The 14209-nt window shown below is 56.8% G+C and carries 15 protein-coding genes and 2 pseudogenes; 9 read left to right on the top strand and 8 right to left on the bottom strand.

Translation table 11 applies throughout. The annotated features are described in order from the left end of the window. Positions 1 to 78 precede the first annotated feature (78 nt). Both ACYZT3_RS05800 and ACYZT3_RS05795 read right to left on the bottom strand, forming a co-directional pair. Complete coding sequence (locus ACYZT3_RS05800) at positions 79 to 1452, bottom strand: DUF1329 domain-containing protein (RefSeq protein ID WP_462031685.1); 1374 nt, start codon at positions 1450 to 1452, stop codon at positions 79 to 81. A 23-nt stretch (positions 1453 to 1475) separates the two neighbouring features. After that, positions 1476 to 3269, bottom strand: coding sequence for a DUF1302 domain-containing protein (locus ACYZT3_RS05795; RefSeq protein ID WP_462031684.1), 1794 nt, complete (start codon positions 3267 to 3269; stop codon positions 1476 to 1478). 753 nt (positions 3270 to 4022) lie between these two features. On the opposite strand from ACYZT3_RS05795, the gene ACYZT3_RS05790 reads away from it, so the two are divergent. From ACYZT3_RS05790 to ACYZT3_RS05770, 5 genes are all read left to right on the top strand, one after another. Next, positions 4023 to 4634, top strand: a complete 612-nt coding sequence (locus tag ACYZT3_RS05790) for a hypothetical protein (RefSeq protein WP_462031683.1) — start codon at positions 4023 to 4025, stop codon at positions 4632 to 4634. Further along, positions 4621 to 6135 carry an S-type pyocin domain-containing protein gene (locus ACYZT3_RS05785; protein ID WP_462031682.1) on the top strand — a complete coding sequence of 505 codons (1515 nt, stop codon included), beginning with the start codon at positions 4621 to 4623 and terminating at the stop codon, positions 6133 to 6135. Before ACYZT3_RS05790 ends, ACYZT3_RS05785 begins: the two co-directional genes overlap by 14 nt. A 2-nt stretch (positions 6136 to 6137) precedes the next feature. Further along, entirely contained in the window at positions 6138 to 6404 is a 267-nt protein-coding gene (locus ACYZT3_RS05780; RefSeq protein WP_462031681.1) for a bacteriocin immunity protein, read from the top strand. Between the two features lie 187 nt (positions 6405 to 6591). Continuing rightward, entirely contained in the window at positions 6592 to 6888 is a 297-nt protein-coding gene (locus ACYZT3_RS05775) for an HNH/ENDO VII family nuclease (protein WP_462032340.1), read from the top strand. 1 nt (position 6889) lies between these two features. Then, complete coding sequence (locus ACYZT3_RS05770) at positions 6890 to 7141, top strand: bacteriocin immunity protein (protein ID WP_462031680.1); 252 nt, start codon at positions 6890 to 6892, stop codon at positions 7139 to 7141. Positions 7142 to 7309: 168 nt separating this feature from the next. Here ACYZT3_RS05770 and ACYZT3_RS05765 read toward each other — a convergent pair whose 3' ends face one another. The 4 genes and pseudogenes from ACYZT3_RS05765 to ACYZT3_RS05750 all read right to left on the bottom strand — a co-directional run. After that, positions 7310 to 8221, bottom strand: a complete 912-nt coding sequence (locus tag ACYZT3_RS05765; RefSeq protein ID WP_462031679.1) for an SDR family oxidoreductase — start codon at positions 8219 to 8221, stop codon at positions 7310 to 7312. 111 nt (positions 8222 to 8332) lie between these two features. After that, positions 8333 to 9235, bottom strand: a complete 903-nt coding sequence (locus ACYZT3_RS05760; protein WP_462031678.1) for an alpha/beta fold hydrolase — start codon at positions 9233 to 9235, stop codon at positions 8333 to 8335. Next, the gene (locus ACYZT3_RS05755; RefSeq protein ID WP_462031677.1) at positions 9235 to 10017 is read right to left on the bottom strand and encodes a class II aldolase/adducin family protein; all 783 of its coding nucleotides are present in this window, start codon (positions 10015 to 10017) and stop codon (positions 9235 to 9237) included. Before ACYZT3_RS05755 ends, ACYZT3_RS05760 begins: the two co-directional genes overlap by 1 nt. Positions 10018 to 10164: 147 nt before the next feature. Beyond that, positions 10165 to 10293: pseudogene (locus tag ACYZT3_RS05750) on the bottom strand (LrgB family protein); the annotation flags it as partial. Positions 10294 to 10380: 87 nt separating this feature from the next. On the opposite strand from ACYZT3_RS05750, the pseudogene ACYZT3_RS05745 reads away from it, so the two are divergent. Beyond that, a pseudogene (locus ACYZT3_RS05745) lies at positions 10381 to 10651 on the top strand (LysR substrate-binding domain-containing protein); the annotation flags it as partial. A gap of 5 nt (positions 10652 to 10656) precedes the next feature. Here the strand turns inward: ACYZT3_RS05745 and ACYZT3_RS05740 are convergent. Beyond that, positions 10657 to 11112: a flavodoxin gene (locus ACYZT3_RS05740; protein ID WP_282375151.1), complete on the bottom strand. Its 456-nt coding sequence runs from the start codon at positions 11110 to 11112 to the stop codon at positions 10657 to 10659. 152 nt (positions 11113 to 11264) lie between these two features. Here ACYZT3_RS05740 and ACYZT3_RS05735 point away from each other — a divergent pair, with 152 nt between their 5' ends. Together ACYZT3_RS05735 and ACYZT3_RS05730 are read left to right on the top strand one after the other, a co-directional pair. Then, positions 11265 to 11741, top strand: a complete 477-nt coding sequence (locus ACYZT3_RS05735) for a PAS domain-containing protein (protein WP_282375150.1) — start codon at positions 11265 to 11267, stop codon at positions 11739 to 11741. Between the two features lie 54 nt (positions 11742 to 11795). After that, positions 11796 to 12401 carry a hypothetical protein gene (locus tag ACYZT3_RS05730; RefSeq protein ID WP_282375149.1) on the top strand — a complete coding sequence of 202 codons (606 nt, stop codon included), beginning with the start codon at positions 11796 to 11798 and terminating at the stop codon, positions 12399 to 12401. Here the strand turns inward: ACYZT3_RS05730 and ACYZT3_RS05725 are convergent, their stop codons facing one another. After that, entirely contained in the window at positions 12402 to 13361 is a 960-nt protein-coding gene (locus ACYZT3_RS05725) for a MerR family transcriptional regulator (protein ID WP_462031676.1), read from the bottom strand. It lies immediately after the preceding gene. 211 nt (positions 13362 to 13572) lie between these two features. On the opposite strand from ACYZT3_RS05725, the gene ACYZT3_RS05720 reads away from it, so the two are divergent. Then, positions 13573 to 14142, top strand: a complete 570-nt coding sequence (locus tag ACYZT3_RS05720) for an antibiotic biosynthesis monooxygenase (protein ID WP_282375146.1) — start codon at positions 13573 to 13575, stop codon at positions 14140 to 14142. Positions 14143 to 14209: the final 67 nt, after the last annotated feature.

The raw sequence follows: 14209 nt of genomic DNA, 5'->3' as shown, positions 1-14209 counted from the left end.
AGTATTCAGCGCACTGATTTGCGCCTATAAAAAAGGTGACCGCAGGGTCACCTTTGTGTGCAGGAGCCTGTAGGACGATTACCTCACTCCCGTACTCCGCAGGGCTGCCGGCGTGTAGTCCCCCGCTTTCGCGTCAATGTTGAATTCGAAGCTGCGTTTCTCCTCGTTCTTCATCCCCAGTGCGATGTAACGACCGGCGATCACGTCATACAGCGCCTCGACCGTATAGGCCGGCACCTGGTGGTCGTAATAGAACTGAGCGTGACCTTCGGCCACACGCCATAGCTGACCGCGACCGTCGTAATGATCGGCCAGTGCCACCTGCCAACTGTCTTCGTCGATGTACATGTGACGCTTGGCGTACACGTGCCGCTCGTTGGGCTTGACCGTGGCGACGACCTCCCATACCCGGTGCAACTCGTAGCGCGTCAGGTCTTGATTGATATGCCCGGCCTTGATCACATCGGTGTATTTGAGGTTGGGCGAGTCGAGTTTGTAGCTGTTGTAAGGGATGTACATTTCTTTCTTGCCGACCAGCTTCCAGTCGTAGCGATCCGGTGCGCCGGAAAACATGTCGAAGTTGTCGGTGGTGCGCAGCCCGTCGGACGAGGTCCCCACGCCGTCATAGGCCACTTGAGGCGCACGGCGCACACGTCGCTGGCCCGCGTTGTAAATCCAGGCCTTGCGCGGTTCGTTGACCTGATCGAGGGTCTCGTGAACCAGCAACACGTTACCCGCCAGGCGCGCAGGCGCCGTCACTTCCTGCTTGAAATAGCTGAGGACGTTTTCGTCGCTGCCCGGTTTCAAATCCCCCAGCAGCGAAGGCACCGCGACCTCATCCTTGAAGCGGATCACGGTAAAATCGCCATTGGACTGCGGGGTCGCCTGGGTGATGGTGCGACGCAAATTGCCGCCGTGATAACGGGTGACGTGGTTCCAGATCACTTCGACGCCGTTCTTCGGAATCGGAAAAGCGTAGTAGCGATTACCGGTGAAATTGGCCAGGCCGTTACCGTCGTTGATACTGTTCACGTTCAGCGCAGATCGCTTGGCCGATTCGTAAATCTCCGGTGGTACGGCCACGGTACGGTGGGTTGGATAAACGGGGATCTTGTAGGTCTCGGGGTAGCGCTTGAACATCGCTATCTGGCCATCGGAGAGCTTGTCCTTATATTTGTCGACCGTCGCCGCGGTGATGGTAAACAGCGGCTTTTCATTGGCAAACGGGTCAGCCAGGAAACCTTTACTGTCCACGGCACCGGCGTTTTTCGGGATGCCTCCGGTCCAGGCCGGGATCGAGCCATCGGCATTGCCGGCCTTCTCGCCGCCCAACGGCGTAAGGCTGGTGCCGAGTTTGTTCGCTTCTTCCGGCGACACCGTCGCCATCACGTTGGCAGCCAACAGGCTCAGGGCCAGGGCCAGGGCACCGCATTGCAGAATCATCTTGCGCATCAAATTCATCCTTCTCAGCCAGATCAGAAGTTCGCACCGAAGCTCAGTGCCAGGAAGTCGCGGTCTTCCAGGGTGTTGTAGTCACCGCCGAAGAAATCGGTGTAACTGAGGCTCGCGGTATAGGTGTTGCGGTAGTCGGCATCGACGCCGACGCTGACCGCCTTGGCGCCTTCGTTGAACAGCCCGTTGGGGCCGTAGCCGGCGACGTCGTGGGACCAGGACAGGTTGGGCTTGAGGTTGATCCCGGCGATGACGTTGTTGTAGTCGAGGATCGCGCGGGCGCGGTAGCCCCAGGAGGTCGAGGTGACAAAACCGTCGGTATCACCGCCAAAACCGTACTGGCCATAGACCGAGTCTCGGCCGTAACGCAGTTTGGTTCGCGACTCCAGACCACCGACTCGCACCACCGCCGCCTCGCCGACCAGTGTCAGCCGTTGGGCACCCAGCACTTGGTCGACGAAGTGCGTCAGGGTGCTCTGGATCTGGGTCACTTCCTTGCGGCGGTAGCCTTTGTTGTCAGCACCTGGCGTGGTAGCGATAGGCGATACCGCGCCGCCTGCGATCGGGTTGAGCAACGCCAGGGTCAGGTCGTTGGTGCTGACTTGCACTGGAGCGTTGGGGCGATAGCTGATCTCGCCGGTCCACGCCGTGCCGGTGGGCAAGGTGGTGGAAAAGCTCGCGCCGTAGAGACGAATGTCTTCCGGGTACTCAAGGTAATACTGGCCGCGACCGAGCATCACGCTCTGGGCCAGTGCCGAACCGGTGCCCGGCGCGATCCTGTTGGCGGTGCCGACGATGGCCGGGATCCGTGCCAGCGTTGTCAGGCCGGCAGTGGTGGTGCCGACCGTCGGGGTACGGCTGTGATAGTTCATGAAGTACAGACCGTACTCTGTGTCGTCCCCGAGCCAGCGCAGTGCCGTCCCCCACTGCCCGGAGTCGCGGGCATCGCGGTCACCACCGCGCGGGACGATCACGCCTTCCCTGCTGACCTCGAAGCCTTGGCCAAACGCTGCAGCGATCGGTTGCAACGGTGCGATCGCCGGGCTGGCAACGGTGTAATTCTTGTTGCAGCCGTCGGCCGCCACATCGACGCCGAAGAAGGTGCCGCAGTTATCGAGAACGGTCTGATCCCACTCCAGTTGATAGAAACCTTCCACCGAGAGTTGGCCGGTCAGGCTTTGAGAGGCGAACAGCATGTTCACCGGAATCAGGCCTTCCTTGATTTCGGCACCAGGTCGGCGGAACGCTGACACGTCGATCGGGTTGATGCTGTTGATCGAGTTGCCGATGAAGGTACTTTCACCCCAGCTGACCACCTGCTTGCCGGCGCGCACAGTGCCTGGCAGACCGGCGATGGAATAGTTGTGATAGACGAAGGCGTCGAGAAGCTGCGCACCGGAGGACTTGGCGCCTTCTTTACGACCGCTGTCACTGATCGGTTTGAACTCGCGGTCCTCGTCCTTGAGTTCGAAGTCGTACCAGTACTTGCCACGCACGAACACCCCGGTGTCGCCGTACTTCAGTTCGAGGTCGTGAATACCCTTGAAGATCTTGGAGAAGGTTTCGCCCTTCTTGAAGTTCTGCCGCCCGTCATCCCCGGTCGAAGACTGGCCGGTCCCGCCATTGACCGTGCCCACCAGGGATTTGTCGGCATCGCGCATGCCCCAGCTCGCGCCGATGGACAGCGAAGAGTCAAATGTCCCCTCGATTTCGCCAATGTTGAATGAAACAGCCTGCGCCTGGGCACAGCAACCCAAGGCCACCGCGGCGGCCAGCGCCTGCGGTTTGAAGATGGCGCGCATTGTTGTTTTTGTCATGCGTCTTCCCCGGTGAGTGACAGAAGGCCCCACCCTACTGCCGCACGTTGGGAGCGATAAGCGCACCAAGGAGGTATTCGCGATGTACCTCCAAAGGATGAATACCCGCATGGGACGGTGTTTTTCGCGGGTTATGGATGGGCTGGATGGGGGGTTATCAACGCAACGCATGGCGTGTTGGCGACGCCTGCCGCCACTGTTACTCAAGCTGCAAGAGTTCATGTCATGAATGGCTATTTTTCCTTTGAGCTCAACCGCTTATTCTTGCCGGGCTTTCACGGCAAACGGCCTGAAAGCAAAAGCAATCGCAAGTGACCCGTCCACACCATTGGCGACAGATTTCAGATGAATTGAAGATTTTCGACTCATCGCCCCCGTGTTCACTGACGTTGATTTATTGCTCCTTGATCAATCGTCTTACTTTGGCCGCTGCTTTTGCAGCGGCCTTTTTTATGGGTGATGGTTTTGTGATGGGGGCGAAGAGCAACTTTTGTTTAAGACAGCCCTACAGATGTTTCCGATAAGGGCATAAGAAATATCTTTTTACTCAAAAGATAATTCTGCCGTTATTCATGCCCAATAGAAACCTCCCTCAATCTTATATGTAACGCCCCACAGACCTCTCAGACCCATGGTATTCCCTTCTGCTGTAACTTTAAATAGCACGAAGCAAGAGCTGGCACTCCTCCTCATAATGGTTAGCCAAAAATTCGCTCTTTTTAAAACATTAAGCACATTCAAAAGGATATGAATATGCCAAAGCCACCACGGCCAACAGATCAATCCAGACCAGTTCTTAGAATCGATACGCCTGTCGAGATAATAGGAATTGCACCCGATCACATGATGCCCGCACCTCGGACATCCAACACGCCGAAAGACGGTCCATTCGGTCGAGGTGTGCCGATCTATTATCAAAATCAAAATGCAGTAAAAGCCACAACCAAAGTTCTGGAGCAGGAATATCAGACCAGATCCAGCCAACTACCGCAAACCATCGAAGCAGAACTGGCAGCGACCCGATTTGAAGGTCCAACGGATCCAGCTCCACCTTTGCAATCAGTCGTCCGGGAATTAGGGGTACTGAATAAACTTACACAACGTAAGACCGTAGAGTTCCACAGTAATACATCCACCGCCAACGCGTTTTATGGAGGCGATCCATTTAATCGGCATATTAATGAATTCATGATCAAAGCCACGAAAATGGAGAAGTGGCCGGGACCCAATGGCATTGCCATGCAGGCCTTGAATCAATCACTCAGAGCCGCGATCGAAGCCAGGTTGCTGTCTCAAAACTATCCAGTCGCTCAACCAGCGAACCGCCAATCTGCAGAACGCCCTCAGTGTCATGCAGGCCGCTGAGCAGGCGCGATTGGCAGCGGAACATGAAGCCCAACGTGTTGCGGCTGAACAGGCACGCATCAGGGCGGAAGCTGAAGCACTGGCCCATGCCCAAGAGCAGACCCGGTTAGCAGCACTGGCAGAAGCCGAGCGATTGGCCGCCGAGCAATCCCGGATTGCCGCTGAGGCTGCCGCTCGGTACATCGCCGAAGAACGAGTACGCCTCGAAGCGCAAGAGACGAAAGAGCGAGAGGAGGTCAATGCTAAAAAACGGGCGGAAGAGCTCGCAAGACTAAATGCGATGGTTGCGATGTTCGAGTCATGGGAAGTCGCCAAAACCAGTCGGCCGTTTCCCGTATCAGGCTCGGCCGTAGCAGCTGGTCCGGTGTTCACCTTGGCAACCGGTCGTCTCGCCACCAGTGCAGCCACTACCCAGGCAATCAGGGCGGCTCTGCAAACCGGAGTAGCCGCCGTGATTACGGCAGGTACCGCGGCGGCCAGCCCGGTAATCGTCGGATTCGCGGCGCTGCTGTTCCCCTCGCCATTGGGTAACGGTGATCTCCGTCAATTGAACGTCCCACTCTCGGATCTGGCACCCGACAATCTCCATGCCTGGAGCCTCTCGCTCTCGGAATACGAGCCTGATTCTCTCCACGCCTTGAGCGTCCCACTCGCGGATCTCATACCCACCGATCTCAATACCCTGCGCCCTATTGGCGAGGCCAACGGTGAAATCGAATTGCCGATAGCTATTGGCTACAGAACCGTTGGGAACACAACGGAGTTTGTGGTTGCCGCTGAAAACGGCACTACGGTGCCTGGCAAAATACCGGTGCGACTCGCCACCTACGATCCAAGTGTCAACGCCTACAGATCCTACAACCCAGACGCCCCGCCCATCGGTATGACATGGACGCCGATTGTAAAGCCAAACAACGCGTCAACCAGTCTCCCGCCGAGGGAGCCGAACATTGTCGTTTACGACGGAACTACCTTAACGGCCCTTGAAGGAAGGATAGATACACACCCGGAGCTGGATCTTTACAGTTTTGGTGGCTTCATCACCGTTTTCCCGGCGGATTCGGGAATCCCTCCGACGTTCACGATGTTCAGGGATCGGCGGAGCGAACCCGGTATTGCCAGTGGCTCCGGACAGTCGGTTTCAGGAAATTGGTTGGGTGCAGCCTCAACGCTGGGAGGTGCGCCGATTCCCAAGCAGATTGCGGATAAACTTCGGGGGCGGGAGTTTTCGAGCTTCAAAGCGTTTCGCAGAGTATTTTGGAAGACAGTAGCAAGTGAGAGAACTTTGAATGGACAGTTCTCTCCACTCAATAAAGTTGATTTGAGAGATGGCTTATCACCAACTGCCAAGTCTTCGGAACAAGTGGGCAGACGGAAAAAATTTGAGATACACCACGTAAAACCTATCAGCGAAGGCCGCGCAGTCTACGATATAGACAATCTTCGTATGCTGACACCAAAGCAGCACATCGAAGCCCACTCCAAAAAAGGAGAAATGTGAAAATGACACTTAAAGACAGATATGAATATTACACAGAGTCCGAATACCTGAATGTTATGAATCGTTTGTTCCAGGGGAGGTTCTCATCAGAGAAAGAGCACGATGCTTTTGTGGACAACATCGTAAGCACTTCAGAACACCCAAACGGCACCGATATTTTATATTATCCAGAGGAGGGTGTTGAAGACGGCCCTGCCGGCGCACTAAAGGCCATCAAACAATGGCGAGCAGCCAACGGTAAACCAGGCTTCAAACCTGAAGCACAGTAATCCAAATAAAGAAGCAAGCATTCGTGCTTGCTTCTTATACTGCACATTCACCGCCAGTCTTTATGCAAACTCGCGAGACTTCCTACCACCTACACACTTCTCGGAAACCGACTACATAGTTCTGTAATCACGCGAAGCGCCCCAGCAATTAAGGTTGACAATAAGTCAGACATTTGAAGCTCCTTAGATTGCGGATAAACTTCGAGGACAGAACTTTTCGAGTTTCAGTGCTTTTAGAGAGGCTCTCTGGAGAGCTGCAACTGCCGATTCTGAGTTATCCAAACAGTTTACTGCCAACAATATTCAAGAAATGAAAAACGGAAGAGCCCCTTTTTCGCGAAAAGACGACAGGTCAGGTGGCAAAGTAAAATTTGAGTTACACCATCTGAACCGTGTTTCTAGAGGCGGCGAGATCTACGATATCGAAAACATCCGAATTGTCACTCCCAAACGACACTCCGAACTACACAAAGGAGGAAACTGATATGAGCAACATTTCCGAATACACCGAAGAAGAATTTCTTGAATTTTTAACTGAAATCTGCAGATCGGAATACCCGACTGAAAAAGAACAAATAGCCGCAGTACTTTTGTTTGAGGAGCTGACAGAGCATCCAGACGGTTCTGACTTAATTTACTACGCAGACTCAGACGAAGACTCCACCCCCGAAGCCATCATTAAAAAAGTAAAAGCCTGGCGAGCTAAAAACGGAAAGCCGGGTTTCAAAACCGAATAATAAATAAACGCGATGACTATTCAAACCAAGTGCAAACCCGACTTCAGCCGCTGCATTTTCAGCGGCTATTTTTGTAGGCGACTATCCGACTGAGTTCGTCACAGACAAAACGCAGGTCTGAAACTCCATTGGTCCCAAGCCGCGTCCCTGCGACTCATGGCACAAGGCTTAAAGCGAATACTTCTGCAAATTAGCCATCATTTCCTTCAGCGCTTCAATGTTGTCCTTTGGATGCACTGCGCCTTCGAAATCGCAGATCTGCTGCCAATGCGCCGCCACCTCTTCCGGAGAGAAACCAACCCGCGGATCGAACCCGGCACCCAGGCTTCGTTCCCAGCGGACCTTGCCCATCCAGCCGCCGCCGACTTCAAACAACCCGGAGGTTTCCTGGCAGTTCTCGCTGGCGAGGTACACCACGAGCGGGCTGACCAGTTCAGGTTTGAGTTGTTCAAAGACTTGCGGCGGGATCAGGCCTTCGGTCATGCGGGTGCCGCCGGTGGGGGCGATGGCGTTGACCAGGATGTTGTGCTTGCGGCCTTCGATGGCCAGAGTGCGGGTCAGGCCGTAGAGGCCGAGTTTGGCCATGCCGTAGTTGGACTGGCCGAAGTTGCCGTAAATGCCCGAGGTCGAAGCGGTGAAGATGATGCGGCCGTAGTTTTGCTCGCGCAGGTGCGGCCAGGCGGCGCGGGTGACTTTGTAGGCGCCTTCGACGTGGACGCGGTAAACCAGGTCCCAGTCGCCGTCGTCCATTTTGTGGAAGGTCTTGTCCCGCAGAATCCCGGCGTTGTTGACCACCACATCGACACGGCCAAAAGCGTCGAGGGCGTGCTGAACGATTTTGTCGCCGTCGGTGACGGAGTCATGGTTGGCCTCGGCGATGCCGCCTGCCTCGCGAATTTCGGCCACCACTCGGTCTGCCGACGATGCGTTTGCACCTTCGCCTTGAGCCGAGCCGCCGAGATCGTTGACCAGCACCTTGGCGCCCTGTTTGGCGAACAGCAGCGCGTGCGCCCGGCCCAGGCCGCCGCCTGCACCCGTGATGATCACCACTTTATCTTCGAAGCGCACAGACTCATTCATTGGGGGACTCCAGCAGGCCAGGGGACAATGAGTCCGAGTGTCAGGCACGGCGATGCGGGTCACAATGAACTGGGGTGAGGCTGAATGGTGCGCAATAAGGCAGGGGGATAATCAGGAGCAGGCGGCCCTGCGCGGCGGCGAAACCAGCTGATCGCGAAACACCAGATAGTGCTTGAGCACCTGTCCCGGCGCCTCGGTCTGAGGGTAGTGGCCAATACCGGGCAACAAGACCGTGTCCGGATTCGGGATCAGTTCCCGGTAGCGCTCGACCATGTGCGCGCCGGAGATCGGATCGACTTCACCATCGATCACCCGCAACTGCACTTCACCACGCTGCATGGCTGCGACCCAACGCTCACGCTGGGCACGCCGCTCAGGGATGTAGGCAATCAATTTGTGCATGATCCGTGGCCCGTGATTGCTCTCGATCAGGCTCCAGAAATCATCCATTTCGCTCTCGGTGGGACGGCTCTGCGGACCGAAGATCTGTCGGAAACTCCTCACCAGACCGTCACGGGAAAAGGCTCGCCCGATCATCCACCCCAAGGGGCTGAGCAGGAGTTTTTGCATCAGTATCGGGCGATGGGTTTCGGGAAAGAGGCCGCCATTGAGGAACACACAGCTGGCGACATGAATGCGCGCTTCGTAATGCCGGGCCAACAGTTCCTGGGCCACGCTGTCGCCATAATCGTGGGCCAACAGGTGCACCGGCTGCTCGACGTTCACGTGGGCCAGCAAGGCCTGTTGCAGATCGGCTTGCTCCAGCAGGCTGTATTCGTGGTCCACCGGTTTGGCGGAATCACCGAAGCCGAGCATGTCGCAGGCAATCACCCGATAGCGCTGGGTCAGCGGCTGCCACAGGAAATGCCAGTCCCAACTGGCGGTGGGGAAGCCATGAATGAGCAACAGTGGCTCACCCTGCCCCGCCGTCCAGTAACGGATGGTCTGGCCACGGAATACGAAGGTCTGACCGCGTTTGCGCCAGACACTCAGGGGGATCTCGGCGAGAGGCATTAGCGTTTATAACCTGGGTCTTGTTTATCGAGTTTGCGCAGCAGCGCTGGCCAGGCCAGGGCGCCGCCCATCCCTTGAGCGCTTTTGGTGACGCCGGCGATCATCGCCTTGGCGCCCGCCAGAATCTGCGGTTCGATGGCGATCAGTTCGGCGCCACCGTTCTGCGCCAGCACCTGGATATCGCAGGCACGCTGGAAGGTAAACATCATCAGGAACGTGTCGGCGATGGTCGCGCCACAGGTCAACAGACCATGGTTGTGCAGCATCAGGAAATTGTTTTCGCCGAGGTCTGCTTGCAGTCGCGCCTTCTCTTCATGGTTTAGCGCAACACCTTCGTAGGCGTGATAAGCCAGGCTGGACAGGACAAACAACGACTGTTGACTGATCGGCAAAATGCCTTGTTTCTGCGCCGAAACTGCGACACCCGCCGCGGTATGAGTGTGCAGCACGCAGACGACATCGTGACGAACCTCGTGCACCGCGCTGTGGATGGTGTAGCCCGCCGGGTTGATCTCGAACGGGCTGTCCATCAGCTTGTGGCCGGCCTGATCGACCTTGACCAGGCTCGACGCGGTGATCTCGTGGAACATTAACCCGAACGGGTTGATCAGAAAGTCTTCGGTACCGGGCACCTTGGCCGATATGTGGGTGAAAATCAGATCATCCCAGCCATGCAAGGCGACCAGACGATAGCAGGCAGCGAGGTCGACGCGGGTCAGCCATTCGGCGGCGCTGACCTGGTCTTTGACACTGTGAGGTGATTGGGCGGGGGTTACGTTCACGGCAAGGAACCTCTAATTTTTATTCTTGGGGTTTCTATTGTTTACCGACGTTACAGCAGTCTAGTCACGCCCCCGGAATCGTGTAGTTGCATTGGCAGCCAGCTTGATGGCCTAGCGAGTCAGTACGCCAACGACGCTGGATCCACGTCAAAGTACTGCCGCCAATAACGGTGCGGCGAACAGGTTCAGCAGCCCCGTCAGAACCATGACTAACCCCGCCACCGAGCCCTCCTCACCTCCCACTTCATGCGCTCGACTGACCCCGGCGCCATGCGACTGGGTTCGCAGCTCCGCCTGACCGCTGCTGGCAGCGTGGTTCTGCAACGGGCCGAAGGCATGTTGCGGCTGCGCAACGAACTGCTTTTGCTGCAAGCCTGCCAGCAGCTGGGGTTTACGCCCAAGGAAGGCGGCCGCAGCGGCCAGGCCGAGTTTCTCGCGGCGCTGGTGGCCGCCGGCCAAGGTGTGGTGTTGTTGCCCCGCGTGGTGGCTCGCGGGCTTGGTGCGGCCAGGCGTGGTGCGCCTGACCTTGAACGCGCCGAGCTATCTGCGTTGGGACATCGCCTTCATCTGGCGCCAGGGCGCGTACCTGTCAAAAGCCGCCCAAGCCTGGCTCACCTGGCTGCGCGAGCGTCCGTCCGGTCAGCTCCGCAGAGCGCTGACCAGCTCCGCTAGCCAAGGCTCGGCGTCGGTTTCCGGCGTCACGCTTTCACTGGCGTCCAAGCGCAGCATGGGCAGGACTTCACGTAGGCCCAGTTCGCCGAATAATTCGCGCATCAACTCGCCGCCGCCGCAAAACGTGTCGCCGTAACTCGCATCGCCCAGACCAATCACAGCGCCCGGCAAGCCACGCCAGGTAGCCGGTAACTGGTCACGAATGGCGGAATACAACGGCTGCAGGTTGTCCGGCAACTCGCCCATGCCAGTGGTCGAGGTCACTGCCAGGAAGGCTTCTGGGCCAAAGGCCTGAACATCGGCGAGGCTCGCACGCGGGTTGTGCCAGGCGTCGAAACCCGCGGCTTTCAAAATGTTAGCGGCATGGCGGGCGACTTCTTCAGCCGTGCCGTACACCGAGCCGGAAAGGATGGCGACTTTCATCAATCTGATCCTGAAGCTGAGTAAAAAGACGGGGATATTAACAGCCGTGGCAAAAAAGCTGCGATTGATTCTCAACTAACGCTGATGGCCAGTAGACAGTGCTCAGTGTTCTTTTAAAATGCATCCACAATCAAATTGGAAAGGATTCTCCGATGATTAACGCCCAACTGCTGCAAATGGTGATCAACGCTTCCAACGACGGCATCGTGATCGCCGAAAAGGAAGGCGAGCAGGACAACATCCTGATTTACGTCAACCCGGCATTCGAACGCCTGACGGGTTACGCCAGCGAAGAAATCCTCTACCAGGATTGCCGTTTTCTTCAGTCCGGAGACCGTGACCAGGACGCTCTCCCGTTGATTCGCAAGGCGTTGAGCAGTGGCGGTTCCTGCCGGGAAATCCTCAGGAATTACCGTAAGGACGGTACGCCGTTCTGGAACGAGCTGTCCCTTTCGACGGTGAAGAACCCGAGCGACGGGCAGACTTATTTTGTCGGTGTGCAGAAAGACGTTACCGTTCAGGTCAAGGCGCAGCAGAGAGTCGCGCAGCTGGAAACTCAATTGACCGAGGTCCAGGCCGAGCTTGCTGCACTAAAAGCGACGAACGGCGAAAACAAAACAAAGAATTGATTGTCATTAACTACAATCACCGGTGACTTTGTAACTAATTCTGTCGAGCAGATCATGCAACGCGACACACTCCTGACCCAGGATGAGCTGGATTTTATCCAGACCATGCAACACAACCCGCAACTCAATGTGCGGGATGCGACGTCGAGCCTGCTCGTCAACGGTGGTTCACAGATCCGTGATTTGCTCACGCGCCTTGCCGCTCATGAGCAAGTCACCCTCCAGGCCAACTTCGAAAATCAGCAAATGACCTTCCCGCTGCACTTGGTGGAAGACGAGTTTCACGCGATGCATTTACGCCTCGGCGTCCCCAGCATTTATGAAGACGGACCGATGGTCCGGCCATGGCGCCTGGTACTCGAAGAACCGGTCGCACTGGAGAATGCCAGTGGCCAACCCGGTACGATGTGGGTGCACGAAGTGTCGTTCAAAGGGGTTTTGGTGGAAGTTCGCAACAAGACCAAACCGCCAAAACATTTCGCCTTGTGGTTCAGCCCGTCAGGCTATGAGCGTATTGCTTTGCGCGGCTCCTTCGAAAAAGAAACCGGGAACGGCTTCTATGCCTATCAGTTGAATCAGGATGATAAGGACGAAACCGAGCGTCTACGCCAATACATTCTTCAGCAGCATCGGCTGACGCATCCGGCCATGCATCTCTGATCAAGTATCCAGGTTGCCTGCCAGGAACTGTTTCAGACGCTGACGCATCACCATTCCTTCGTTACCCAGACAACCAATCGACGATCCAGCCAGGTTCTCCTGCACCAGATCGGACGCATCCCCCGCCAGCATCAACTGACAATCCAGGCTCAAGGCCAGGCGATTCAAACGCCGTGGCAACTCGAGCGCAGGCGCGTGATTGGAAACCAGCACCAGCGCCTGGGGCTTGACCTTCTCGCAGACCAGGGTCAGTTCGGCCAATGGCTGACCGACAGCCAGCACTTGAATGGCCGAATCGACACTGCTCAGCAACAGCGCCGTTACCAGCAGTTCGAGTTCACGACACTGATCGTTCAGGGCGCAGACAATCACCCGTCGCGGCTGCATGACACGCACCAGCAGTAGGCGCTGCAACACTCGAGAGCGCAGAAAACCATCCAGGAAAAGCCACTCACTGGTCTGACCGAACGCGTCATGGCGCTGCAGCAATTGCTTCCAGAGTGGAAGCAGAATGTCCTGAAACACGACAGTCAGAGAGTAACTGGAAAAGATCTGTCCATAGACCTGCTCCAGTTGAACCTCGTCAAAGACATTCACCACCACCTGAACTTGTTGCTGCCATTGCGTGTAGTCAGCTTGCACGAGTTCATTCGGGATGATGTGCGACAGCGCCTGAAGCGGTGCAATCCTGGCCAGGATCTTGCCGACTTTACTGACAGCAACGCCGCGTTCGATCCAGCCAAGGATGCTGCGGACACGATCGATATCGGTCATCGAATACAGTCTGTGCCCACTTTCGGTGCGCGCGGGCTGTATCAGCCCATAGCGGCGTTCCCATGCACGTAGCGTGACCGGGTTGACCCCGGTCAGGCGCGCCACTTCGCGAATCGGAAACAGCTCTTCCTGCTCAAGAGGAAGACCGGGCTGCAATCCCGGGACAACGTCAGTCAGGACAGGCATTTTATAACTCAACGTCCATGTATAAATTGGATCCCATTCTATCTCACCTTCCCCCGCACCATTCAAGACGTTAATGGCAATGAATATCACTGACGTACTCGGCAGAATCAGGAATAATCCTTGCTTGTTCTAAGACGCAGCCCACCACCCCGGCGCTGCGCCTGGCGAAACTCCTACCCGGAGCGACGTGTTCGTTATACGGAGATGCACAATGTCTACCTCACCCGTCACACTGATGGTTGCGCGCCGCGTCGCCAATGGGCGTTATCAGGACCTGATCGCCTGGTTGCGCGAAGGCGAACAACTGGCCACCGACTTCCACGGCTATCTCGGCTCTGGCGTGCTCGCTCCGCCGCCCGACGATGACGAATTCCAGATTATTTTCCGCTTCGCCGATGAGCAGACTCTGCACGCCTGGGAGCATTCTGTGTCGCGCACCGCCTGGCTCGGACGCGGCAGCGACTTGTTCGCCCATCCAACGGAACATCGGGTCAGCGGCATCGAAGGCTGGTTCGGTGCGGCCGGCCAGCGCCCACCACGCTGGAAACAGGCCGTGGCGATCTGGTTGGCGTTCTTTCCGGTTTCCCTGCTGTTCAACTTCGTCCTGGGGCCGTTGCTGAACGAAATGGGACTGCTGAGCCGGGTGCTCATCAGCACCTTGTGCCTGACTCCGCTGATGGTCTACTTCTTCATTCCGCTGTCGACCCGCCTGCTGGCCAGCTGGCTGAACACCACGCCGCAACGGCCACCGCCCGCCGAGCCTTCAACGCAGAATCGCTAAGCCTGCCACCACAATAGGTGTACGCCTCCCGTCGCTGGTATAGTTTTGCTCTTACCGCGATGCGAGC

It is taken from the genome of Pseudomonas sp. MDT1-16 (assembly GCF_054898115.1).
The sequence above is the reverse complement of the archived record's forward strand: the minus strand, read 5'-3'. Positions and strand labels throughout refer to the sequence as shown.

Coding starts and splice junctions, on each gene's coding strand:
- ACYZT3_RS05780 (WP_462031681.1), top strand. CDS start 6,138: ATGACACTTAAAGACAGATATGAATATTACACAGAGTCCGAATACCTG.
- ACYZT3_RS05800 (WP_462031685.1), bottom strand. CDS start 1,452: ATGCGCAAGATGATTCTGCAATGCGGTGCCCTGGCCCTGGCCCTGAGC.
- ACYZT3_RS05730 (WP_282375149.1), top strand. CDS start 11,796: ATGCAACGCGACACACTCCTGACCCAGGATGAGCTGGATTTTATCCAG.
- ACYZT3_RS05725 (WP_462031676.1), bottom strand. CDS start 13,361: ATGCCTGTCCTGACTGACGTTGTCCCGGGATTGCAGCCCGGTCTTCCT.
- ACYZT3_RS05790 (WP_462031683.1), top strand. CDS start 4,023: ATGCCAAAGCCACCACGGCCAACAGATCAATCCAGACCAGTTCTTAGA.
- ACYZT3_RS05720 (WP_282375146.1), top strand. CDS start 13,573: ATGTCTACCTCACCCGTCACACTGATGGTTGCGCGCCGCGTCGCCAAT.
- ACYZT3_RS05770 (WP_462031680.1), top strand. CDS start 6,890: ATGAGCAACATTTCCGAATACACCGAAGAAGAATTTCTTGAATTTTTA.
- ACYZT3_RS05735 (WP_282375150.1), top strand. CDS start 11,265: ATGATTAACGCCCAACTGCTGCAAATGGTGATCAACGCTTCCAACGAC.
- ACYZT3_RS05760 (WP_462031678.1), bottom strand. CDS start 9,235: ATGCCTCTCGCCGAGATCCCCCTGAGTGTCTGGCGCAAACGCGGTCAG.
- ACYZT3_RS05785 (WP_462031682.1), top strand. CDS start 4,621: ATGCAGGCCGCTGAGCAGGCGCGATTGGCAGCGGAACATGAAGCCCAA.
- ACYZT3_RS05740 (WP_282375151.1), bottom strand. CDS start 11,112: ATGAAAGTCGCCATCCTTTCCGGCTCGGTGTACGGCACGGCTGAAGAA.
- ACYZT3_RS05765 (WP_462031679.1), bottom strand. CDS start 8,221: ATGAATGAGTCTGTGCGCTTCGAAGATAAAGTGGTGATCATCACGGGT.
- ACYZT3_RS05795 (WP_462031684.1), bottom strand. CDS start 3,269: ATGACAAAAACAACAATGCGCGCCATCTTCAAACCGCAGGCGCTGGCC.